Below are 20,097 nucleotides of genomic sequence, written 5' to 3'. Positions count from 1 at the left end.
ATGATGCAGCAGAGCCTCGCCTTCGAAGGTCGACCGCGCACCGACTTCCGCCGCATGGCCGTCGTCGGCTACGTGGCCATAGCGCTCTTCGTCGGCTGCTTCGGCCATTGGGCGGCGAACGCGCCGCTCTCCGGCGCGGTGATCACCTCCGGCACGATCTCGGCGACGGGCGGCAACATCCTCATCCAGCACCCCGAGGGCGGCATCATCGAGCAGTTGCTGGTGCATGAAGGCGACCGCGTGCAACAAGGCGAACCGCTGGTCCTGCTCGACCGCAGGGCGGCCGAGACCGACCTCAACCGGCTGACCAGACAGACGATCGCGCTCAGGGCAAGTGCCGCGCGACTTGAGGCCGAGCGCGACGGATCGGACAGGCTGGCGCCGATCGCCGAAGCAGCACCCGCGCCGTTCCAGCGCGATTTCGACAATCTGGTGCACGAACAGCAGAAGGAGTTCGAGGCCAGGCTCGCCCGGTTCCGCTCCGAGCAGTCGATCCTGGCGCAGCGCGTCGCCATGCATCGTGAGTCGGCGCTGGGACTGGAGGCGCAGAAACTCGCCATCCAGCAACAGGCCGAGATCGTGAAGAAGGAACTCGGCATCAAGACCGGCCTGCTCGACAAGGGTCTCACCAACCGCAGCGAATATTCGCAGCTTCTGCGCAGCGAGGCCGATCTGGTCGGCCAGGCCGGCGCGCTGGAGGCGGATATCGCAGCGACCAAGACGCAGATCGTCGAAGCCCAGGCGCAGGTCGAGCGCGCGACCACGCAGCGCGTCGAGGACGCGCTGACCAAGCTCGACGAGGTTCGCACCAGCCTGGCCGACATCGGCGAACAGATCACCGCAGCCGAGGCGGTGCTGGGGCGCACGACGATCAAGGCGCCGGCAGCCGGCATCGTGGTATCCTCGATCTACAACTCCAAAGGCAGCGTGATTGCGCCGGGGCAGAAGATCATGGAGATCCTGCCGACCGCGTCGGGCCTCATCGTCGACGCGAAGCTGCGGCCGAAAGACGTGGACCTGGTTCGCGTCGGCCAGCCGGCGAAGCTCAGGCTGTCCGCCCTGAACGCGCGCCTCACCCCTGAGGTCCCGGCTACGGTGACGCAAATTTCCGCCGACCGGCTGATCGATGAAACCACGCATGAGGCGTATTTCCGCGCCAGGCTGAAGATCACCGACACGCTGCCGCAGGGCGTGAAAGCCGAGCAGCTTTACCCGGGAACGCCGGTCGAGGCGTTTATCAGCACCGGCGACCGAACCTTCCTCGAATATCTGGCGCGGCCGATGCTGGACTCGTTCGCGCGGGCGTTCACGGAGCGATAGGCGCCAACTCGTCCTCCCAGTTGACGCCGCCGTAGAACACCCTGAGAATCACCACCTGGTCGCCTTCTACGGTGAAGGCCACAGTCAGGCGGCGCTCGAAGCCAACGATGCGAAGCCCCGGCCGCACATCATCCCTTAGGGTTCCGCGTTCCGAGGCATAGTCGAGACCCAGGCAAAATCGCTCGATCCGCTCGATGTAGCGAAGGGCGGTGAGGTTGCCGGATGCGTGAGCGACCGTATCGTATATCCATAACAGGTCCGTCTGGGCTTCCGGCAAAAGGACAACATGCCGGCGCTCACACGTTCCCCTTGAGGCGAGCTGCGTGATGTGCGCGGATGCTGTCAAAAGACTTGTCGGCCGGGATGGCCTGGGAGGGGTCTGCCTTCCACCTATCATAGGTCGGCGCGACCTCCTCACGCAGCCAGCGCTCCACGGCGGCGTCGCGTTCCTGCAATGCGCGAAGACCGGCGCGGATCACTTCACTGCTGGTCGCGTATGTGCCGGACCGAACGAGCTGGTCGATGAAAGCAGCCTGCTCGGCCGGCAGGCTGAAGGTGCGTTTTTCGGTGGCGGACATCGATCCCTCCTATCAGGTTGGTATGATATTATCATACCAACGGCGAGATCGCACGCCCCAATATAGGCTTAGGGACCGCTCCCCTTGCCGTCGGCAAAGACACCGGACATTCGGTTCGGATGCCTGAGATGGGTCGGCGTGATACCGGTCTGATGGCGGAAGACACGGCTGAAATGGCCGGCATTGGGAAAACCGCAGCGGTAGGCGATGTCGCCGATTGCCAAGTCGCTCCCCTCCAGCAGCGACTTGGCCTGATGTACGCGCAGCGCAAGATAGGCGGCCATCGGGCCGATGCCGAGCTCGGCGCCGAACAGCCGCTCAAGCTGGCGCCGGGATAACTGCAATCGGCCCGCGATCTCGGCGACCGACAGCGTCTCCTGGAGATTGCTTTCCATCAGAAGCAGCGCCCGTTTCACCGCTCGGCTCGACGCGGCCGGAAAGAGATCGCCGACGGGCTGCACATCCAGGCTCGAGCGGATGCGGTCGAGCACGAGGATCTTGGCGGCTTTTTCCGCAGCCTTGCGGCCGATGAACTGCGACACGAAATGGCCGGCAAGGTCGGCCGCACCCGTGCCTCCGGCGCAGGTCGAGCGGCCCCTATCGACGGAAAACAGGCTGTCGGCATGGGCGTTCACATCAGGGAATTGGCTGCGGAAATCCTTGATGTGAAACCAGCTGACGGCAGCACTGTAGCCATCGAGCAGACCGTAGCGCGCGAGCACGAAGCTGCCGGTGCAGAGTGCCGTCAGCGGCACGCCCTTTTCGGCCGCCCGCAACAGAAAGGCCTCCTTTTCGGAGCTGAGGCTGCGGTTGGTGTCGAGCAGGCCACCGACCACGACGACATTGTCGAACTCCTGCGGATTGCCGATCGCCTTGGTCGGCAGCAACTCGACACCGCAACTCGCCCGGATCGGCAGGCCACGCTCGCCGACGATCTCCCAGTCGAACTCGATCCGGCGGCTGCGGTCGCCTTCATCGCCGGCGAGCCGCAGCGTGTCGATGAACAGCGACAGCGGCGACAGCGTGAAGTCGCGAACCAAGAGAAACGCAAACCGCCTGGCCATTGTTGCTCCGAAACCGTTCCTTCGGGTGGATGGAAGCAATTATCGCGAAAGATGTCGCACAGGCGAGCACGCGGCGCTTTTCAGGAGAAGCCACCGGATGTCGGAGATGAGATCGACGGCCTCAGTGCGGAGCTGGAAATTCTCTGGGTTGTGTGGTGGTCATGGGATGTCGTCATCTACGCTCACACAAGACAGGCAGATGGACTAGTGGAATTGATCAGTATGGCACGGCGTGAGAAAAACCCTATCGTGTTTGTGTAACCTGCAGCACCAAAGCGGAGCCCAACCATGACCCTCACCAATCGCGATATCATCGAGCTGACGGCATGGCGCCGCAAGCTGCACCAGCAGCCGGAAATCTCCAACGAAGAGGAAAAGACCGCCAAGGAAGTCGTCGGCTTCCTCGCCGATACAGGGCCGGACAAGGTGCTGACCGGCCTCGGCGGTCATGGCGTGGCGGCGGTCTATGACAGCGGCCAGGCGGGACCGACGGTGCTGTTCCGCTCGGAGATCGATGCGCTGCCGATCGAGGAGCTTTCGGGCGTCGAGCATGCCTCGCAGGTGCCGGGAAAATCGCATATGTGCGGCCATGACGGCCACACCGCGATCCTCGCCGCACTTGGCCGCCAGCTCGGGCGTGAGCGGCCGGCCCGCGGCCGCGTCGTCTTGATGTTCCAGCCGGCGGAGGAGACCGGCAATGGTGCGGCCGGCGTCGTCGCCGATCCACGCTTTGGCGAGATCGCGCCGGACTTCGCCTTCTCGCTGCACAATCTGCCGGGCGTGCCGTTCGGCGAGGTGCGTCTCAAGCCCGGCGTCGTCAACTGCGCCTCGCGCGGCATCCGCATCGTGCTGGACGGCAAGACCGCGCATTCCTCCATGCCCGAAACCGGCGTGTCGCCGATGCTGGCGGTGAGCGAGCTCATGCCGCTGCTGCCGGCGCTCGGCCGCGGCACCTTTGCCGACGATGATTTCAGCATGGTCACCGTCACCCATGCGACGATGGGCGAGGCCGTATTCGGCATCGCGCCTGCTCACGCCGAGGTGTGGGCGACGCTGCGTACAAGGCGCGACGAGCGCATGGCGGAACTGGTCGCGGCGGCGGAAGCGTTGGCCACCAGGATCGCGGCCGAGCACCACCTTTCCGTGCGCTGCGACTATCACGAGATCTTCGTCGCCAGCGTCAACGCTCCAGACGCGGTGGAACATCTCAACCGCGCGCTGGACGAAGAGGGCGTCGCGCGCAGCGAGGAAGCCTTGCCGATGCGCGCTTCGGAAGATTTTGGCATCTTCGGCCACAAGGCGAAGTCGGCGATGTTCTTCCTCGGCGCGGGCGAGCGCACCCCGTCATTGCACAATCCCGATTATGATTTTCCCGACGATCTGATCCCGATCGGTTCGAAGATCTTCATGCGCACGGCGCGCAACCTGCTGGGGTGAGCGGCCCTGCAAAATCCGCATCCTGAAGCTGCCTTTTTCCCGCTGGAATCGTCTTGTAGTCGCCTCCTACATTAGGAGGGGCTTGCGGATGAGAATTGCAATGGTCGTCGCGTTGACTGCGACAGTGGCAGGGTGCGTATCGTCTCCGGTCCAGTATGGAGCCTCGCTCTCGACCCAAGACCCGAAATGGGCGACGCCGGAATGCCAGCAGGCCCGCACCGATGCCATGAATTACGACGCGCGCGAGAAGGAGCATCCGGGATGGGCCGCCGGCGTCGTGCTGGGGCCCTACAGCATGGGCCTCGTGGCGGCCATCAAGGAGAACGAGCAGAAGCAGCGAAGGCTGCTCGCACGCGAGGTGCATTTGCAGTGCTCAAGCCTGCCCTTGCCGAGGGATCTGGACTTCGATCCAAAGATCTACGCGCCAAAGCCGACGCATTACCCCTGAGGGTGGCTTGCCGGCGGCGATCATGATGCGCCCTTGGCGTCAGAGGCCAGTCGACCGGCCCGCGCAGCTCGGGTAACAATGACCGTCTTTGGCGAAAGGGGTCCAATGCGGCAAGTGCCCATCGTGATGCAGCCGTTTGGCGGCATGGCGAACAAGATGTTCCAGTACATGTTTTGCCATGTGCTGGCGAAGCGTATCCCCGGTGGCTATGTCTGCGACGCCGACCTGCCGGAATGGTCCATTGCCAGGGTGCGGCCGCCTTTGTTGTGGAAATACCGGCTGCTTCGGGTCGACGGCTATCACCGCTACGACCTCGACGGGATCATAGCCGCGTTCCGCGACAGGCGGGCGCGGAGCATCCGCTTCAAGGGCTTCGCGCAGCGGCTGGGTTATTATGACCGGGACGAGGTCTCCGGGCTGTTCGACGGGCGTGCCGTCGCCGCGCCGACCCATGGCGACGATTTTCTCGTCATCCATGTGCGGGCCGGCGACATCCTCGACGGCTTCCACCGCAACTATTGCCCGATGCCATTCGGCTTCTTCGAGACGCTCATCAAGGATAGCGGCCGCAAGCCGGTCTTCGTCGGCCAGACCCATGACGACAACGATTATTGCCGGCGCCTGCGTCAGCGTTTTCCCGATGCTGTCTTCGCGCCGAAGGCGTCGCCATTGACCGATTTCGAGACGCTGCGCCGGGCGAGCCATCTCGTCACGGGGGTGAGCAGCTTCTCCTGGCTGGCCGGTTGGTTGTCTTCGGCGCGGACGATCCATCTGCCGGTGGCCGGCATATTCGACCGGTGCATCAGGCCGGATATCGACCTGCTGCCCCTTGACGACCCACGCTATCGGTTCCACCAGTTCGACATGGGCGACTGGACGGGCTCTTCGGAGCAGCTTGCGGCATTTTATGGCGATGCGATCCCGTTCCGGCAGGTCGAGCCTCAAGCAGCAGCGGGTGGCGCGGGGAAAGCGTTGCGATGAGAATTCCGTTTTCCGTCAACAGGCCGGTGATCTGCGCGATCATGAAGCTGGAGCAGCCCTATGTGATCGAGTGGGTCGCCTGGCACAAGCTGCATGGCTTCGACCTGATGATCGCCGACAACTGCAGCGCCGGACCGCAGACGGCGGTGCTCCAGGCGTTGCGCGATGCCGGCTGGATCCGGCTGGTCGACTGGCGACACGACACGGTGCTGCCGCAGCGGCGGGCCTATTCCTATCTTTACTGGCAGGCATTGCTCCACGGCTATCGCTATCTGGGCTTCATGGACGCCGACGAGTTCCTCGAGCCGCTCGACGCGCCGCCCTGGAGCGGAGCCGAACTGGTCCGCTCGCTTTTGAGCCGCCCGGGCGTGCGCAGCGTCGCCTTTCGCTGGGTGAATTTCGGCAGCGACGGCAAAGAGGCCTATGACGACGAACTGGTGACGGTGCGGTTTCAAAGGCGCGGCACGCATGACGCCCCGACCGCGCGCTGGAAGAAGTCGTTTGCCCGCGTGTCCTCGGTGCTGCGCAAGGCGCTGCGGGATCCCGGGCAGTTCATGCCGCACCCGCACGGTTTCCGCATCTCGCTGCGCAGGACGCTGGTCGACGGCATGACGCTCGACAAGCACCCGGCGGCCATGCCGATGGAATGGAAGATCGGCTGGATCCGCCACTATGCCGTGAAATCGAGGCAGGAACTGGCCGACAAGCATGCCCGCGGCGGCGGCTTCACGCCGTCGAGCGAGGCGCCGTCGCTGGACGAGTACCGGGTATCGAGAGATCAGAACGATATTCTCGATCCGCTCGACGATGCGACGGTGGGCGCCTTGCGGGCAAAGGTTTCGGAAATCGTCAGGTCGCTCGACCCGGCGGTCATCCCCCAGACGCGGCCGCTTTTCACGCAGCGGGGTTGAGGATCAGCGGCGCGGTAGCCATGCCGTGAAACGACATCGAGGCGCGGCGCTCGGCATTTGCGGCATCGAGCCGCCATCCGGGCGCACGGGTGAACAGGGCTTCTATCATCGCCGCGATCTCGATACGGGCGACATGCTGCCCGAGGCAGACATGCAGGCCGGTGCCGAAGGTCATCGACATGGTTGGCGGGCGCGTGAGGTCCAGCCGGTCGCCATCGGCGAAGACGGCATCGTCGCGATTGCCGCTGCCGAGCACCGGCACGACCGCTTCGCCAGCCGCAATCCTGACGTCGCCGAGGTCGATGTCCTGCGCCGCGATGCGGGCGACGGCGTATTGCACCGAGGCGCCATAGCGCAGCAGTTCGGCCGCCGCGCTGCTCCAGTCGACAGCGCCGCGCTCGAGCAGCGCGCGCTGTTCGGGAAAGCGATCCAGCGCAACAATTGCGTTGCCGAGAGCGTCGACGACAGTCTCCTGTCCGGCAAACAGCATGAAGACGATGTTGGCCACCATGTCCTCGCGCGACCAGCGGCCTTGCGCAACCTCCCGCACCATGCCGGCAACCATTCCGTCCGGCCGGTAGGCCTGTCGAGCCAGCCGCTCCTCGACAAAAGCCTGGCATTCGCGATAGGCCTCGGCGCTTGCTGCCGGCGGCTGCGCTCTTCGCAGGTCGAATGCGCTGGCCATGCGGCGGGTCACCGATTTCAACGCCCAAGGGTCCTCGATCTCGATGCCGAGGATTTCCTGCAGCAGCCAGAAGGACACCGGCACGGCGAGCCCGGCGACGGCGTCGACGCGGCCATCCGCCAGCGCACGCTCGACCAGCTCGTGGCTCAGCGCGCGAAGACCTTGCGTCAGAGCTTCGATGGCCGGCCGTGAGAAAAAGCCAGCGACCGGCCGGCGCAAGGCGCCATGCTGAGGCGGATCGGCGAGCAGCACCGAGCGGCTGAGCAGAGCCATGGGCGCATGGTCGACGAGCTTGCGGCGGACCTCTTCATATGTACCCGGCGGCGCCTGAAGAAGAGCGGGATGCTTCAGCGCGCCCGACACCAGCTCATGGCTGAACACATAATGCGCGTCGGCCAGCTCGGGATAGGGCGCGACGCCGCGCGCAATGCCGCCGGCGGCGCGCATGCGGGCGAAATGCGGAAACGGGTCGCCGAGCGCGAACGGATCGAAATGCGGAGCTGTCATGACGGCTCGAATCTCATGCCTTGAGATTCTTGGCTGAAATGACCCTGAAGCCGCCTGACGTGGCGTCCTGCGGGAAGAAGTCCGGCATGACGTAGAGGAACTCGCATCCGTAGACGCGGTAGTGCATGCGCAGCAGCGGATCGCGGATGATCTCTTCCAGCGGCGGTCTTGTGCCGGTCTGGTTCCAGCGGTCGATGGTGGCGCGGAACCGCGCATCGGCCTTGACATGATCATACTCTTCGCCCGAGGAGCCGGCATAGGACGAGCAGCGGCCATCGCCGATCAGCCAGCTGGCGCCCAGGCGGCGGCCGTGGCTCTCCATCTCCTTCAAGAGCCGCACCGCCGTGTTGGAGCCGCGATGGCTCGGCCGGACGCAGAGATTGTAGGCGTAAAGTGCGTAAACCGGCTCGCTGCGCGGCAGCGATGCATAGGCATCGAAATTCCTGGGGAAATCGGCGCGCACCAGCGGATCCTGGCTGGTCTCGGTAAAGCAGATGGTGCCAGCAAGCAGATCGCCATCGATCGCGCCGAACATGGTGTGTCCGAGTGCCAGCCGGTGGCGGATGGTCGTTTCGCTCGCCTGCAGCGGTGCGGCCCAGGCGGCAGCCTCAAGCTCCATCAGCAAAGGGATGTCTTCCAGGTCTAACCGGCGGATGGGTATCGCAACATCGTCTAAATTCATGTGTCGGCTGCCTCGACTTCTAACGCGTTGATGGCGCATGGCAGTTTCTTGCCAATGCGGTTTGCAGCTTCACGGAAACGTCAACCTGTTCTATCTCCTGTTTGACGCATGCCGGATCGAGAACCATTTCACGGCTTTCACAAGCCTGTCTAATTATCATGGTTCCCCTTTGCAATTACATACGGACAACGGAAACGCATGATATTTTACGTCGCGCACCGGGAGCACGCCTACACGCAGGCGGTGGTGCTTCTGTATCACCGGACTGACCTGGAGGCGTGGTTCCGGCTGGTGCGCTACGAGGATGCCGGGCTGCTGCGCGGCGTTCGCGCCGGGGTGGTCATCTGGTCCGACATGGACCGGCTGACATCGGACGAATTGAGCCGCGCGGCCGGCATCAGCGCCGAACTGGCTGACAACACCGGCCTGACGCAGCTCAATCACCCGACCGCCAGCCTGCAGCGCTTCGACCTGCTGCGCCTGCTTCATGCCGACGGCAGCAACGCTTTTCGTGTGTTCAGGCCGGACGAGCTGGAAGAGGCGATACGCTATCCCGTTTTCATCCGCGACGAGACGGGCGCACTCTACAGGGAGCCGCCGCTGCTGCACGACCGGCCGGCGCTGGACGCCGCGATCGCCCGGCTGGACGGTAGCGATCTGGTGCGGCCGATGGTGGTGGAGATGATCGGCACCTCCGGAATGGACGGTTATTTCAGGAAGTACGCGGCGTTTCGGGTCGGCGATACGATCTACGGCCAGCATTGCGCCATGTCGAAATCGTGGTTCGTCAAGAATTCGCCCGAGCAATTGCTGCCGGCGCATATCGAAGAAATCAGGACCTATATCGATACGAATCCTGACGCCAATGCGGTCATGCAGGTCTTCGAAAAAGCCCGCATGCAGTATGGCCGCATCGACTACACTTTCGTGGACGGCAGGCTTGTAGTGTTCGAGATCAACAGCAACCCCACCGTGCTCAGCGACCCGCCGACGCCGTTCGCCATCTATGACCCCAAGCCCTTTGCCGATCTTCAGGCCGACGCGCTGCTCGCGCTGCCGCAGGCTACCGAGGCGGACTCGCTGGCTGCAATCGACACCGCCCACCAGTCGGCGCTGGCCAAGTTGCGGCGCCATTACCAGATGAGGCGGTTGAAGTTAACGCTGCGAAAAGTGCTCAGGAAGAGGAAATAGCCGCCGCCTCCTCCGCAACCCGAAAGTACACCACGTCACGTTTCGTCGGATCTTGTCACAGCCTGCCTGGAACCAAATCACGGGCTAGATTGTTCAAGTTGGTTACGACGCCGACGAGCCCTGCCGGTTGGGTGAGCGGCGCACTTGAGGAGCTCCCACCATGACCATCTCGTCCAGCTTTCGTTCGCTCGCGGTTGCGGCCATCACAACTGTGTCCGTCAGCGCTGCCAGCGCCGCGCATGCCGATAGCGGCACGATCCGCTTTGCCGTCTACAAGGCGGCCTTCTTCGTCGGCGGTTCCGGCGGCGAGGGGACGCTGACCTTCCACGGCCGCTCCTATCCCATCACGATCGGCGGCGTTTCGGGCGGCTTCGCCTTCGGGGTTTCCAAGACCTATTTCCGGGGCACCGTGCGCCATATCCGCAGGTTGCGGGATGCGACCGGGGTTTATGGCGCGGCCGGCGGTGGCGGCGCGCTCGGCAAGGGGGCGCAGGTGATCGTCATGACCAACGACAAGGGCGCCCAGCTCGAGCTTACGGGCCGGCAGGTGGGCCTGCAGGTGAATGCGGATTTGAGCGGGATGGCGATTTCGTTGAAGTAGGGGGGCGGGCGAGCTCTGGGTGGGCACAGGCGCCCAGGGTGATGGCAATCGCTTAGGGTGCCCCCCACTCCGTCTCGGCTTCGCCGAGCCACCTCTACCCCCACATTCGTGGGGGAGAGGAAACGCTAATTTTCGAGGTTGCGGCCTCGACAGTGTTGAGTTTTTTCTTCGCTCGAAAAGCTTGGCATTTCCTCTCCCCCACGGACGTGGGGGTAGAGGTGGCTCGGCGAGCCGAGACGGAGGGGGGGCTGGCGCTGGCCTCGGCCCCCTACCGCTCCTCCACAATCCGCAAATACGCCGCCGTCACGAACAGCACGATCAGCCCGAACAAGATCCGCCGTGCCCCCTCAGGCATCTGCAGGATGGTCAGCAGCGTCGTCAGCACGGTCAGGATCAGGGCGCCGATGATGGTGCCGGTGTAGCCGCCGCGGCCGCCGAAGATGGAGGTGCCGCCGATGACGGCGGCGGCGACCGAGGGCAGCACCAGCGGTTCGGCGAGCGACAGCGACGGCGCCTTGATCAGGCCGATATAGAGCAGGCCGGTGATGCCGGCGAGCACGCTGGAGGTGACGTAGAGCGCGGTGATGACCTGCCAGTATTGCACGCCCGACAGGCGGGTCGCGCGCTCATTGTCGCCGACGGCGTAGAGCAGGCGGCCGAAGCCGGTGCGGGCGAGCGTGAAGACGATGAGGGCGGCGAGCGGCACGAACAAAAGCAGCGCGTTGGGGAAGCCCCATGTCACGCCGGTGCCGAGCCAAGCCAGGAAGTCGGGGATTTTTGCGCCCGACGCGATCACCGTGCGCTGGTAGACCTGCAGGCAGCCGGTGCCGATCAGGCTGGTGCCCAGCGTCATGATCAGCGGGTGGACGCGGAAGACACCGACGCCGATGCCGTTGACGAGGCCGATCAGCACCGCCGGCATCATCGCCAGCAGGAACGCCACCGCCGGGTCCTGGTTGACCACTTGCGTCGCCATGATGAAGGCGCTCATCGTTGCCACCGTGCCGACCGACAGGTCGATGCCGCCGGTCAGCATGGTCATGGTCTGGCATCCCGCGAGGATCGCCAGCGGGATGGCGAATTTGATGGTGTTGGCGATCCAGCGCTCGTTGACGATGCCGGGGCGCAGGACCTGCAGGATTATAACCAGGATGGCGAGCAGGACGATCAGCGGGATGAGCGGGCGATCGGCCATGAAGCGCTTTATGCGGCGGCCGAAGGGGACGGGGGTGATGGCGGCGGTGCTCATGGGGCGGCTCTTGGTGTTGTGTGCTGCGAGGATGGCGCTCTACGGCGCCCCCCTCTGGCCTGCCGGCCATCTCCCCCACTTGTGGGGAGATTGGCAGCTTCAGCGCCTCGCTCCTTTTTGCAACGTTGAAGGCTGGCGAAAGCGGCGATGACAGCTGATCTCCCCCCTCGTGGGGGAGATGTCCGGCAGGACAGAGGGGGGCGCGAAGGAACGCCGACGTCTCTCTGCGACAGCACACCCATCATTGCCGCCCCCGCATGGTGATAAACGCCCCGAACATCACCACCGCCACCATGATCAGCCCTTCAATAATCGCGGTGACATTCGGGTCGATGGCGAGCAGCGTCAGGTCGGTGCGCACCAGCCTCAACACGAAGACGGCGACGATGGGGCCGAGCAGGCCGCCCTTGCCGCCGCCGAGCGCGACGCCGCCCAGCACCACGGCGGCGACGCTGGCGAGCAGATAGGGGCCGGGGATGGGGGCGCCGATGCCGGTGCTCATGGTCAGCGCCAGCCCGCCCATGGCGGCGAACAGGCCCGACAGCGCATAGGCGATGAGGCGGGTGCGCTTGACCGGCACGCCGGAGCGGAACGCCGCCAGTTCGCTGGAGCCGATGGCGTAGATGGAGAGGCCGAGGCGCGAGCGCCTGAGCGGTATCCAGATGACGCAGAGGCAGACGATCAGCACCAGCAGGGCCTTGGGCAGCCAGGCGTCTATGGCGTCGGGCAGGCCGGGGATCGGCATGGTGCCGGAGATCAGCGCCTTCAGCCATTCGGCGATGCCGCCGCCCGGCGCGTCGAGCACCAGCAGGGCGGCGCCCTGCAGCACGAACAGCATGGCGAGGGTGACGACAATGTCGGGCACGCGGGTGACGACGATGAGCAGGCCGTTGAGCGCGCCGAGCACGAAACCCATGGCGAGCACGAAGGGCACCACGAACAGCGCGTATTCCTCGCTCGCGCCATTCATCATCGACGCCGCGGTGACGCTGGTCAGCGCCATCATGGCGGCGACCGACAGATCGATGCCGCCGGCGATGACGACCACCGTCTGCGCGGCGACTGCGAAGGCATAGGGCAGAACGGCGCGGGCGAGCGAGCCGAAATCATTGCTGCCATAGGCCGGCTGGCTGATCCTGGTGGCGATGAACAGGACGATGAGCAGGGCGAACAGGCCGACGACCCAGCCTTGGCGGCGCAGGAAATGGCTCATGGCGCGGCCTCCGGCGAAGCCGAAGTGTTCGCGGTCGGATCAGCCAATATGCCGATATCGGCCTTGGCGCCGCGCGGCAGGCCGTAGGCGGCGCGCATCAGCGCCGGCTCGTCGGCCTCCTCGACCGGAAAAATGTCGACGAGGCGGCCGCCAAAGATGACGATGACGCGGTCGCAGACGCGCTGCACCTCCTCCAGCTCCGAGGTGTAGAACAGCACCGACTTGCCGTTGCCGGCGAGTTCGCGCAGCAGCTTGTAGATCTCCTGCTTGGTGCCGACATCGATGCCGCGCGTCGGGTCGAAGCACAGGATGGTGCGGGCATCCGCCGCGATCCAGCGGGCAATCGTCACCTTCTGCTGGTTGCCGCCGGACAGGCGCTGCACCTCGCCTTGCGCGCGGGTGTCGATCTGCAGCCGCTCGATGGCGCTGAGCACGGTCGCGCGTTCGCGGCGCATGTTGATCGGACCCCAGTTGCGCAAGGCAGCGCTGAAAGGCAGCGCGATGTTTTCGCGCACCGAGCGCTGCATGACGAGCGCTTCCGAGCGGTCGCCCGGCACATAGGCAATGCCGGCGCGGATGGCGTCGATCGGATGCGAGAATTTCACCGGCTGGCCATCGACTTCGATGGTGCCGCCGGAGGGCCGGATCGAGCCGGCAAGGGCGGCGAACAACTCGTCCTGGCCCTGGCCTTCGAGCGCGACGACGCCGGCGACTTCGCCGTCGGCGAGATCGAAGGAGACATCGCTGAGCTTGGCGCCGACGCGCAGGTTTCGCACCGAAATGCGCGGCCGGGTGGTCGCGGGCGCGGCCTTCTCGGCAGCGCTGCGGGCCGCGACATGGGTTTTGACGATGCGGGTGCCGAGCATCAGCTCGACGATCTTTTCTTCCACGCCCGGCACGATGTCGACGACGCCGACGGTCTCGCCGTCCCGCAGCACGGTGGCGCGGTCGCACAGCGCCGAGATTTCGACGAAGCGGTGCGAGATGAAGATCACGGCGCGGCCCGAATCGCCTTGGCGGCGCACCACTTCCAGCACCTTTTCGGCAAGGTTGGCGGGCAGGGCCGCCGTCATCTCGTCAAGCAGCAGCACGTCGGGCTCGACGGCGAGCGCCCGCGCCAGGTCGAGCACGCGCAGCACGGCGAGCGGGATGTCGCGCGCGGTGTCGCGCAGATCGAGGTCGGCAATGCCGAGCTCGCGCACCCAGGCGCGGAACGGCTCGACCGGCGTGCCGGTGAGCCTGAGATTGGACAGCACGTCGAGATCGGGGATCAGCGACGGCTCCTGGTAGACGGGCAGCAGCCCGGCGCGGCGCGCGGCGGCCGGCGAGCGAATGTCGCGCGCCTCGCCACGGATCAGGATGCGGCCGGAGTTCGCCGGAATGGCGCCGGTCAGGATCTTCACCAGCGTCGACTTGCCGGCGCCGTTGGCGCCCATCAGCGCGTGGACCTCGCCCGGCAGCACGGAGAGCGACGCGTTGCGAAGCGCTGCAACCGCGCCGTAGTTCTTGGCGACGCCGGTGGCGTCGAGGAGGGGGCTGGTGGTCAAATCGATGTCCGCTCAGAAATTCTCTTGCTGGCACTCTACGGCGCCCCCCTCTGTCCTGCCGGACATCTCCCCCACAAGGGGGGAGATTGGCAGTTCCGGCGCCGCCCCTCGTCTTGCGACGTAGAAAATTAGCGAAAGCCGAGATGACAGCCAATCTCCCCGCCTGTGGGGGAGATGTCCGGCAGGACAGAGGGGGCGCCGTAGAGCGCTAGTCTGTGTGACGAGGACGGCCGTTCGCCGTCCTCGCCAGTTCATTCAAACCAGGCCTACTCCCCCGGCCCCTTGCAGGCCACGATCTGCTCCTTCGTGTAGGTCGTCCACTCCGGGATCGAGATCGAGACCGGCCATTCCGGGCTGAGCGACGGGTCGGCGGCTGCCTTCAGCTTGGCCTTGCCTTCGTCGGTGGCGTTGTCCCACAGCTGCGGGTCGACCAGCACGGTCTGCTGCGCCGGCTTCTTGCCGTCGAGGATCTGCAGTGCCAGCGTCACGCCCGCGCCGCCGATCGAGCCGGGGTTGGTGACGGCTGCACCGACGAGACCTTTCACCGAGCTCAGCTGGCCGACGAAGCCGGCATTGTCGGCGCCGACCACCGGCACCAGCGGCGCCTGCGATTCGACCAGCGCGTCGACGATGACGTTGTCGATGCCCGACGTCCACACGCCGTTGAACGGCGTGCCGGTGGCCAGGAACGACAGCATCTGCTGCTTGGCCTGATCCTGCTGCCAGCCGGTGAAGACTTCCTGCGCCACCTTCACGCCGGGGTTTTCGGCCAGCGCGTTCTTGAAGCCTTTGTCGCGATCGCTATCGGCCGAGGCGCCGGCGGCGCCGCGCATGTAGAACACTTCGCCCTTGCCGCCCATCTGCTGGAACAGCCATTTGGCGCCGAGATAGGCATACTGTTCCTGGTTGTTGGAGATGATGTAGGCCGACGGTTCGGTCACCGCCTGGTCGACGGCAACGACGACGATGCCGGCCTTGGTGGCTTCTTCCAGGCCCGCCTTGATGCCGGCGGGATCAGCGGGGTTGACGACGATGGCGTCGACCTTGGCGCTGATCAGATTGCGGATGTCTTCGAGCTGGCCGGCGGCATCGGTGTTGCGGTGGGCGATGTTGAGCTTCGTCACTTCGCCCGAAGCCAGCGCCTGCGCCTTCATGGCGCAGACCATTTCCTCGCGCCAGCCATTGCCCTGCACGGTGTTGGAAATGCCGATCGTATATTTGGCTTCGGCCGACGACACGCCCATCGATGCCAGCAAGGCAGCGCCCGCAAGCAACGGGACCATGGTCAGTATTTTCTTCATGTCAGTACTCCTCCACATTGTTGTTTTTCGTCTCAGGGCCAGACCCTTCGGCAGGATCGGACCAAGTCATTCACCTCGTCATTTGACGAAGGGGCGCAGCACGTCGCGGGCGAGCAGGAAGCCCCGCTTCACCGCATCGTCGTTGCCTTCAAACCGCCTGTCCTCATGTTCGATGATGACCGAGCCGTCATAGCCGGCGCGGTAGAGGCCGGAGAAGAAGCCGCTCCAGTCGACATCGCCCAATCCCGGCATGCGCGGCACCTGCCAGCCTATCCCGGCGGAAAGAATCCCGCGCTCATACAAACCATCATGATCGATCATCAAATCCTTGGCGTGGACATGCAGCATGTAGGGGCCGAACTCCTTGATGAAGCGGCCCTGGTCGATCATTTGCCAGACCAGGTGCGAGGGGTCGAAATTCATGCCGACCTCGCCGCCCCAGGTTTCGAGGATGCGCCGCCAGACCAGCGGCGAATAGGCGATGTTGTGCCCGCCCGGCCATTCGTCATAGCTGAAGATCATCGGGCAGTTCTCGAAGGCGAGTTTTACCCCGTGGCCGCGCGCATAGGCGACGGTCTCGGGCCAGACTTTCAGCGCGTCCTGCCAGTTGACGTCGACGGTCTTCGAGGCATCGCCACCGCAGAAGGTGTTGACGACCGGCACGCCCATATTGGCGGCCAGCACGATGACCTTCTTCAGATGGCCGATGACGGCCTCGCGATGGGCAGGGTCCGGATGCAGTGGGTTGGGATAGTAGCCGAGGCCGGAGACGGTCAGCTTCTTCTCCGTCAGCGAAGCGACGATCTCCTTGGCCTGCGCGGGCGAGGTGGAAGCGGCATCGATATGGCTGGTGCCGGCATAGCGCCGCGTCGCGCCTGAGGTCTTCGGCCAGCAGGCGATTTCCAGCGCCTCGAAGCCGGCCGAGTGCGCCCAGTCGGCAACCTCGCCAAGCGGCGTCTCCGCAAAAGGTGCTGTAAGAACTCCTAGTTTCATTCTGCCTCCCTTAGACCCCGACGACTATAATGCCGATTGTTTGGATCGCTTCAACCTCGCGACCTCATCTTGTTCGAGACTGTGCCGGACAGCCGCCATCGGATCGTCCGACAGCAGGTCGCCCAGCGCCGATGTGACGGCCGCGCGGAACGTATCGTCGGCGGCAAGGCCGGGGTCGAATATCCCGTCGATGGCAAGGATGGCGGACACCAGCGCGCTGGCATCGTGACCGGTCGCATCGGCGATCGCGGTGACCTTGCCGGCATAGGGATCCAACACCGGCCAGCGTCTTTCAAAGCGATCCGAGGCCCGGATCAGATAGGCCATCCAGCCGGCGACCGGCACCGATAGCAGGCCGATGCTCTGGCCCATCGCGAGCCGGTCGCGGATCGGGTTGAGCAGGCGCTGGACGATCTTCTGCGAACCGTCGGTGGCGACCTGGTGGTTGCGGTGGCGGATCGCGGTGTTCTTCAGCCGGGCAAGGCTCTGCTCGACATAGGCAAGCGGCAGGACGCCGGATACCGGCATCAGCGTCGGCACAGTCTCCTCGACCAGCATGCGCCTGATGAAGTCCGACAGCAGCGGGTCGGCCATGGCATCCGATGTGTGCTCGAGACCAGCCAGAACGCCGAGCGTGGCGAGTGCCGTCTGGGCGCCATTCAGCACCCGCATCTTGAGATGCTCAAACGGCGTGACGTCGTCGACGAAGGTGGCGCCGACCAGATCCCAGCGCGGCATGCGGCCGGCGAATTTTTCCTCGATCACCCACTGCCGGAACGGCTCACCGACAGCGACGGCGGCATCGTGGTAGCCGAACCATTGCTCGACACTGTCGAGGTCATCTTGCGTTACCGCCGGCGCGATGCGGTCGACCATTGACGAAGGGAAGGCGGAATTGGCTGCGATCCATGCGGCCAAGCCATTGCCGCGCTGCCTGGCGAAGGTCTGCACGACATTGGCTAGGATAACGCCATTGGCCGGAATGTTGTCGCAGGACAGCAGTGTCAGCGGCCGCCCATTTGTGGCCCTGCGCTGCTCCAGCGCCCGCACCAGCAGGCCGGGCACGCTGCGTGGCGTCTCGGGGTTGGCGAGGTCGTGGACGATGTCGGGATGGCCAAGGTCGAGTTCGCCGCTGGACGGGATGTGGCAATAGCCTTTTTCGGTCACCGTCATCGTCACCAGCTCGATATCGGGTGAGATCAGCACGCCGAGCGCCGGTGCCGCACTCTCCTGGCTGTCGACCACCCGGACGATGCTGCCGATGACGCGCGCCTCGATGTGGCTGTTCTCGCGGATCAGCCTTGTGTAGAGCCCGCCCTGCCGTCCCAGCGTGTCGGCAAGGCGGGGCGGACGGATGTTGATGCCGACGATGCCCCAACGGTCGAAGCGCAGCGAGATGAGATCGTCGGTGTATTCGGCCTGATGGCAGCGATGGAAAGCGCCGACGCCGAGATGCGCCATGCCGGGCGCCAGGAGCGTACGGTCATAGGACGGTGTCTGGACCGATGCCGGCAAGCGATCGAGCAGCGCCGGCCCAAGCGTTTCGATGGAAGCGCTCACCGGTTCGCCCCGATCACCGCCTGCTCCTGGTCGACAACCGCGCCGGTCATCGGGCCGGCGGCGTCGGACAGCAGGAAGACGGCGAGGCTGGCGATGTCGTCCGGCGTCAGCAACCGGCCGAAAGGCTGCGCGGCGTTGGCCTTCTCGAGCCAGCCAGGGCCGTTGCCCAAAGTCTCCGCCTGCATGATGCGTTCGGCCGGCGTGTCCGTCCAACCGACATTGATGCCGTTGACGCGGATGCGGTCGAAACGGTGGGCGTTGGCGGCGTTCTTGGTCAGCGTCGCCAGCGCGCCCTTGGTGGCGGAATAGACGGCAAGCTCCGGCGAGCCGCAATGGGCGTTGATCGACAGAATGTTGAGAATGGCGCCACCTTGGCCGCGCTGCTTCATGTCGGCAATCGCCGCCTGCATCAGGAAGAACGGCGCGCGCGCATTGACGGCAAACAGTGACGCCCAGTCGTCGAGGCTGGCGTCGAGGAAAGAGGCGCGATCGGTCAGGCCGGCGGCGTTGACCAGCGCATCGATGCGGCCGAAGCGCTCGATGCAGGCCTGCGCCAGAAGGGTGGGGGCGTCAGGATCGGCAAGGTCGGCGGCGACGAAGATGGTCGGCGTGCCCAATTGCGAAAGCTCGGCCGCCACGGCCTCGCCACGCGCCCTCTCGCGCCCGGTGACCAGCAGCCCGGCGGCACCGGAACGCGCCAGCGTCTCGGCAATGGCGCGGCCAATGCCTTGCGTCGACCCGGTGACCAGAGCCACCTTGCCGTCAAGCCGGATCTCCATTCCTCCTCCCGGGAATAAAGTTTCTATTTTGAGAAATATGGAACGGCAATTCCCGATAGTCAATTGGACCAGTGACGCCTCATTCGCCGCGCCGCGCCGCCACGCCATGGACCAGCGCCATCCCAACGGCGAGCGAGGCCGCCAGTGAGCGGAAGCCGGCAAAGTCGGATTCCACCACTTCCAGCCAGCTGTCCGAGAGCGGGATCAGCGGGCTGAAGGTGCTGTCGGTGACGGTGACGATACGCGCCTTGCGCTCATGCGCCACCGCGACGAGATCGGGCGTGATCGAATTGTAGGGGCTGAAGGAGACAGCGAGCACGGCATCCCGGCCGCCGATGCAGCCGATCTGGTCGAGTGCGGAGGACCCGACATTGTCGACCAGCACATTGCGCACGCCTTGCTGCGAGAGCGTCAGCGAGAGATAGGCGGTGACGGGAAAGGCGCGCTTGGAGCCGATGACATAGATCAGCTCGGCCGCCGCCAGCAGCGCCACCATCTTGTCGAAACTCTCGACGTCGAAGCCGGTCTCGATGCGGCCCAGCGAGGCCTGCGATGCGCCGACCATGCCGTGCAGGAAATGCAGATTCGGCTCGGTCTCGGTGCGCGGTTCGCCGCGCCCTTCCGGCCATGAGCCCTTGATGTGCTCCTTGAACAGGCCCTGGAAATCGGAAAAGCCGGAATAGCCGAAGATCTGGGCAAAGCGCACCAGCGTCGAGGGCTGCACGCCGGCCTGTGCCGCAACCTGCGCGATGGTGCCGAGCGCGACGTCGCTCGGATGCTGCCACAGGAAGATTGCCACCTGGCGCAGCCGCTTGGGGAAATGCACCGTGCCCGACGACAGCACCGCGCGCAGCTCCTCATAGGTCTGCGGCTGGATGTAGCCAAGCGCGGCCAGCGAGCGCCCGCGCTTGCGCGTCGCCGCCTCGTCGGTGCTGGACCGTCCGGATGCCTTGCTTGCCCCACTCATGATTTCAGGCTAGCGCGATACGATCGTTTTACAATATGAAAATTGGAAATTATGTTCGAAAGCGGTCTGCCGGGAGGAGCTTG

At 65.1% G+C, this 20,097-nt stretch carries 20 protein-coding genes; 7 read left to right on the top strand and 13 right to left on the bottom strand.

Annotation, left to right across the window (positions count from 1 at the left end):
• Positions 1-1,320: an HlyD family type I secretion periplasmic adaptor subunit gene (locus tag NKH38_RS02965; RefSeq protein ID WP_023740859.1), complete on the top strand. Its 1,320-nt coding sequence runs from the start codon at positions 1-3 to the stop codon at positions 1,318-1,320.
• Here the strand turns inward: NKH38_RS02965 and NKH38_RS02960 are convergent.
• The 3 genes from NKH38_RS02960 to NKH38_RS02950 form a co-directional block, all read right to left on the bottom strand.
• A complete protein-coding gene (locus NKH38_RS02960; protein ID WP_352759000.1) occupies positions 1,307-1,597 on the bottom strand; it encodes a type II toxin-antitoxin system RelE/ParE family toxin in 291 nt (96 codons plus the stop codon). The two genes, NKH38_RS02965 and NKH38_RS02960, sit on opposite strands and share 14 nt — an antisense overlap.
• A 19-nt stretch (positions 1,598-1,616) precedes the next feature.
• Positions 1,617-1,898 (bottom strand): type II toxin-antitoxin system ParD family antitoxin, encoded by a 282-nt coding sequence (locus tag NKH38_RS02955; protein WP_023669694.1) that lies wholly within the window; start codon positions 1,896-1,898, stop codon positions 1,617-1,619.
• Between the two features lie 68 nt (positions 1,899-1,966).
• Positions 1,967-2,962 (bottom strand): GlxA family transcriptional regulator, encoded by a 996-nt coding sequence (locus NKH38_RS02950; protein WP_023714104.1) that lies wholly within the window; start codon positions 2,960-2,962, stop codon positions 1,967-1,969.
• 288 nt (positions 2,963-3,250) lie between these two features.
• Between NKH38_RS02950 and NKH38_RS02945 the strand changes: the two genes are divergently transcribed.
• From NKH38_RS02945 to NKH38_RS02930, 4 genes are all read left to right on the top strand, one after another.
• Entirely contained in the window at positions 3,251-4,399 is a 1,149-nt protein-coding gene (locus NKH38_RS02945; protein WP_352758995.1) for an amidohydrolase, read from the top strand.
• A gap of 88 nt (positions 4,400-4,487) precedes the next feature.
• Complete coding sequence (locus NKH38_RS02940) at positions 4,488-4,847, top strand: hypothetical protein (protein WP_023691921.1); 360 nt, start codon at positions 4,488-4,490, stop codon at positions 4,845-4,847.
• Between the two features lie 105 nt (positions 4,848-4,952).
• Complete coding sequence (locus NKH38_RS02935; RefSeq protein ID WP_023686531.1) at positions 4,953-5,828, top strand: alpha-1,2-fucosyltransferase; 876 nt, start codon at positions 4,953-4,955, stop codon at positions 5,826-5,828.
• Positions 5,825-6,739 (top strand): glycosyltransferase family protein, encoded by a 915-nt coding sequence (locus NKH38_RS02930; protein ID WP_023691919.1) that lies wholly within the window; start codon positions 5,825-5,827, stop codon positions 6,737-6,739. The genes NKH38_RS02935 and NKH38_RS02930 overlap by 4 nt, the downstream gene beginning before the upstream one ends.
• Here NKH38_RS02930 and NKH38_RS02925 read toward each other — a convergent pair.
• On the bottom strand, positions 6,723-7,931 hold the full coding sequence (locus tag NKH38_RS02925) for a cytochrome P450 (RefSeq protein ID WP_352758991.1): 1,209 nt from the start codon (positions 7,929-7,931) through the stop codon (positions 6,723-6,725). The genes NKH38_RS02930 and NKH38_RS02925 overlap by 17 nt on opposite strands.
• A gap of 13 nt (positions 7,932-7,944) precedes the next feature.
• Complete coding sequence (locus NKH38_RS02920; RefSeq protein ID WP_031202403.1) at positions 7,945-8,613, bottom strand: GNAT family N-acetyltransferase; 669 nt, start codon at positions 8,611-8,613, stop codon at positions 7,945-7,947.
• 198 nt (positions 8,614-8,811) lie between these two features.
• Between NKH38_RS02920 and NKH38_RS02915 the strand changes: the two genes are divergently transcribed.
• Complete coding sequence (locus NKH38_RS02915) at positions 8,812-9,804, top strand: hypothetical protein (RefSeq protein ID WP_352758988.1); 993 nt, start codon at positions 8,812-8,814, stop codon at positions 9,802-9,804.
• Between the two features lie 160 nt (positions 9,805-9,964).
• Positions 9,965-10,405, top strand: a complete 441-nt coding sequence (locus NKH38_RS02910; protein WP_352758986.1) for a lipid-binding SYLF domain-containing protein — start codon at positions 9,965-9,967, stop codon at positions 10,403-10,405.
• A gap of 268 nt (positions 10,406-10,673) precedes the next feature.
• Here NKH38_RS02910 and NKH38_RS02905 read toward each other — a convergent pair whose 3' ends face one another.
• The 8 genes from NKH38_RS02905 to NKH38_RS02870 all read right to left on the bottom strand — a co-directional run bounded on the left by NKH38_RS02905 (position 10,674) and on the right by NKH38_RS02870 (position 20,014).
• The gene (locus tag NKH38_RS02905; protein WP_027049757.1) at positions 10,674-11,654 is read right to left on the bottom strand and encodes an ABC transporter permease; all 981 of its coding nucleotides are present in this window, start codon (positions 11,652-11,654) and stop codon (positions 10,674-10,676) included.
• Between the two features lie 241 nt (positions 11,655-11,895).
• The gene (locus NKH38_RS02900; protein WP_352758983.1) at positions 11,896-12,867 is read right to left on the bottom strand and encodes an ABC transporter permease; all 972 of its coding nucleotides are present in this window, start codon (positions 12,865-12,867) and stop codon (positions 11,896-11,898) included.
• Complete coding sequence (locus NKH38_RS02895; RefSeq protein ID WP_352758980.1) at positions 12,864-14,414, bottom strand: sugar ABC transporter ATP-binding protein; 1,551 nt, start codon at positions 14,412-14,414, stop codon at positions 12,864-12,866. Before NKH38_RS02895 ends, NKH38_RS02900 begins: the two co-directional genes overlap by 4 nt.
• Positions 14,415-14,680: 266 nt before the next feature.
• Positions 14,681-15,715, bottom strand: coding sequence for an ABC transporter substrate-binding protein (locus tag NKH38_RS02890; RefSeq protein ID WP_352758977.1), 1,035 nt, complete (start codon positions 15,713-15,715; stop codon positions 14,681-14,683).
• A gap of 78 nt (positions 15,716-15,793) precedes the next feature.
• The gene (locus tag NKH38_RS02885; RefSeq protein ID WP_352518428.1) at positions 15,794-16,708 is read right to left on the bottom strand and encodes a sugar phosphate isomerase/epimerase family protein; all 915 of its coding nucleotides are present in this window, start codon (positions 16,706-16,708) and stop codon (positions 15,794-15,796) included.
• Positions 16,709-16,732: 24 nt separating this feature from the next.
• Complete coding sequence (locus tag NKH38_RS02880) at positions 16,733-18,268, bottom strand: mannitol dehydrogenase family protein (protein WP_352758973.1); 1,536 nt, start codon at positions 18,266-18,268, stop codon at positions 16,733-16,735.
• Positions 18,265-19,047, bottom strand: a complete 783-nt coding sequence (locus NKH38_RS02875; protein ID WP_352758971.1) for an SDR family oxidoreductase — start codon at positions 19,045-19,047, stop codon at positions 18,265-18,267. The genes NKH38_RS02880 and NKH38_RS02875 overlap by 4 nt, the downstream gene beginning before the upstream one ends.
• A 79-nt stretch (positions 19,048-19,126) precedes the next feature.
• The gene (locus NKH38_RS02870; protein WP_352498316.1) at positions 19,127-20,014 is read right to left on the bottom strand and encodes a MurR/RpiR family transcriptional regulator; all 888 of its coding nucleotides are present in this window, start codon (positions 20,012-20,014) and stop codon (positions 19,127-19,129) included.
• Positions 20,015-20,097 lie beyond the last annotated feature (83 nt).

The organism is Mesorhizobium sp. M1078 (genome assembly GCF_040318615.1).
Lineage (GTDB): Bacteria > Pseudomonadota > Alphaproteobacteria > Rhizobiales > Rhizobiaceae > Mesorhizobium.
Note: the sequence above shows the minus strand (reverse complement) of the source record. Positions and strands in the feature narration are given on the sequence as shown.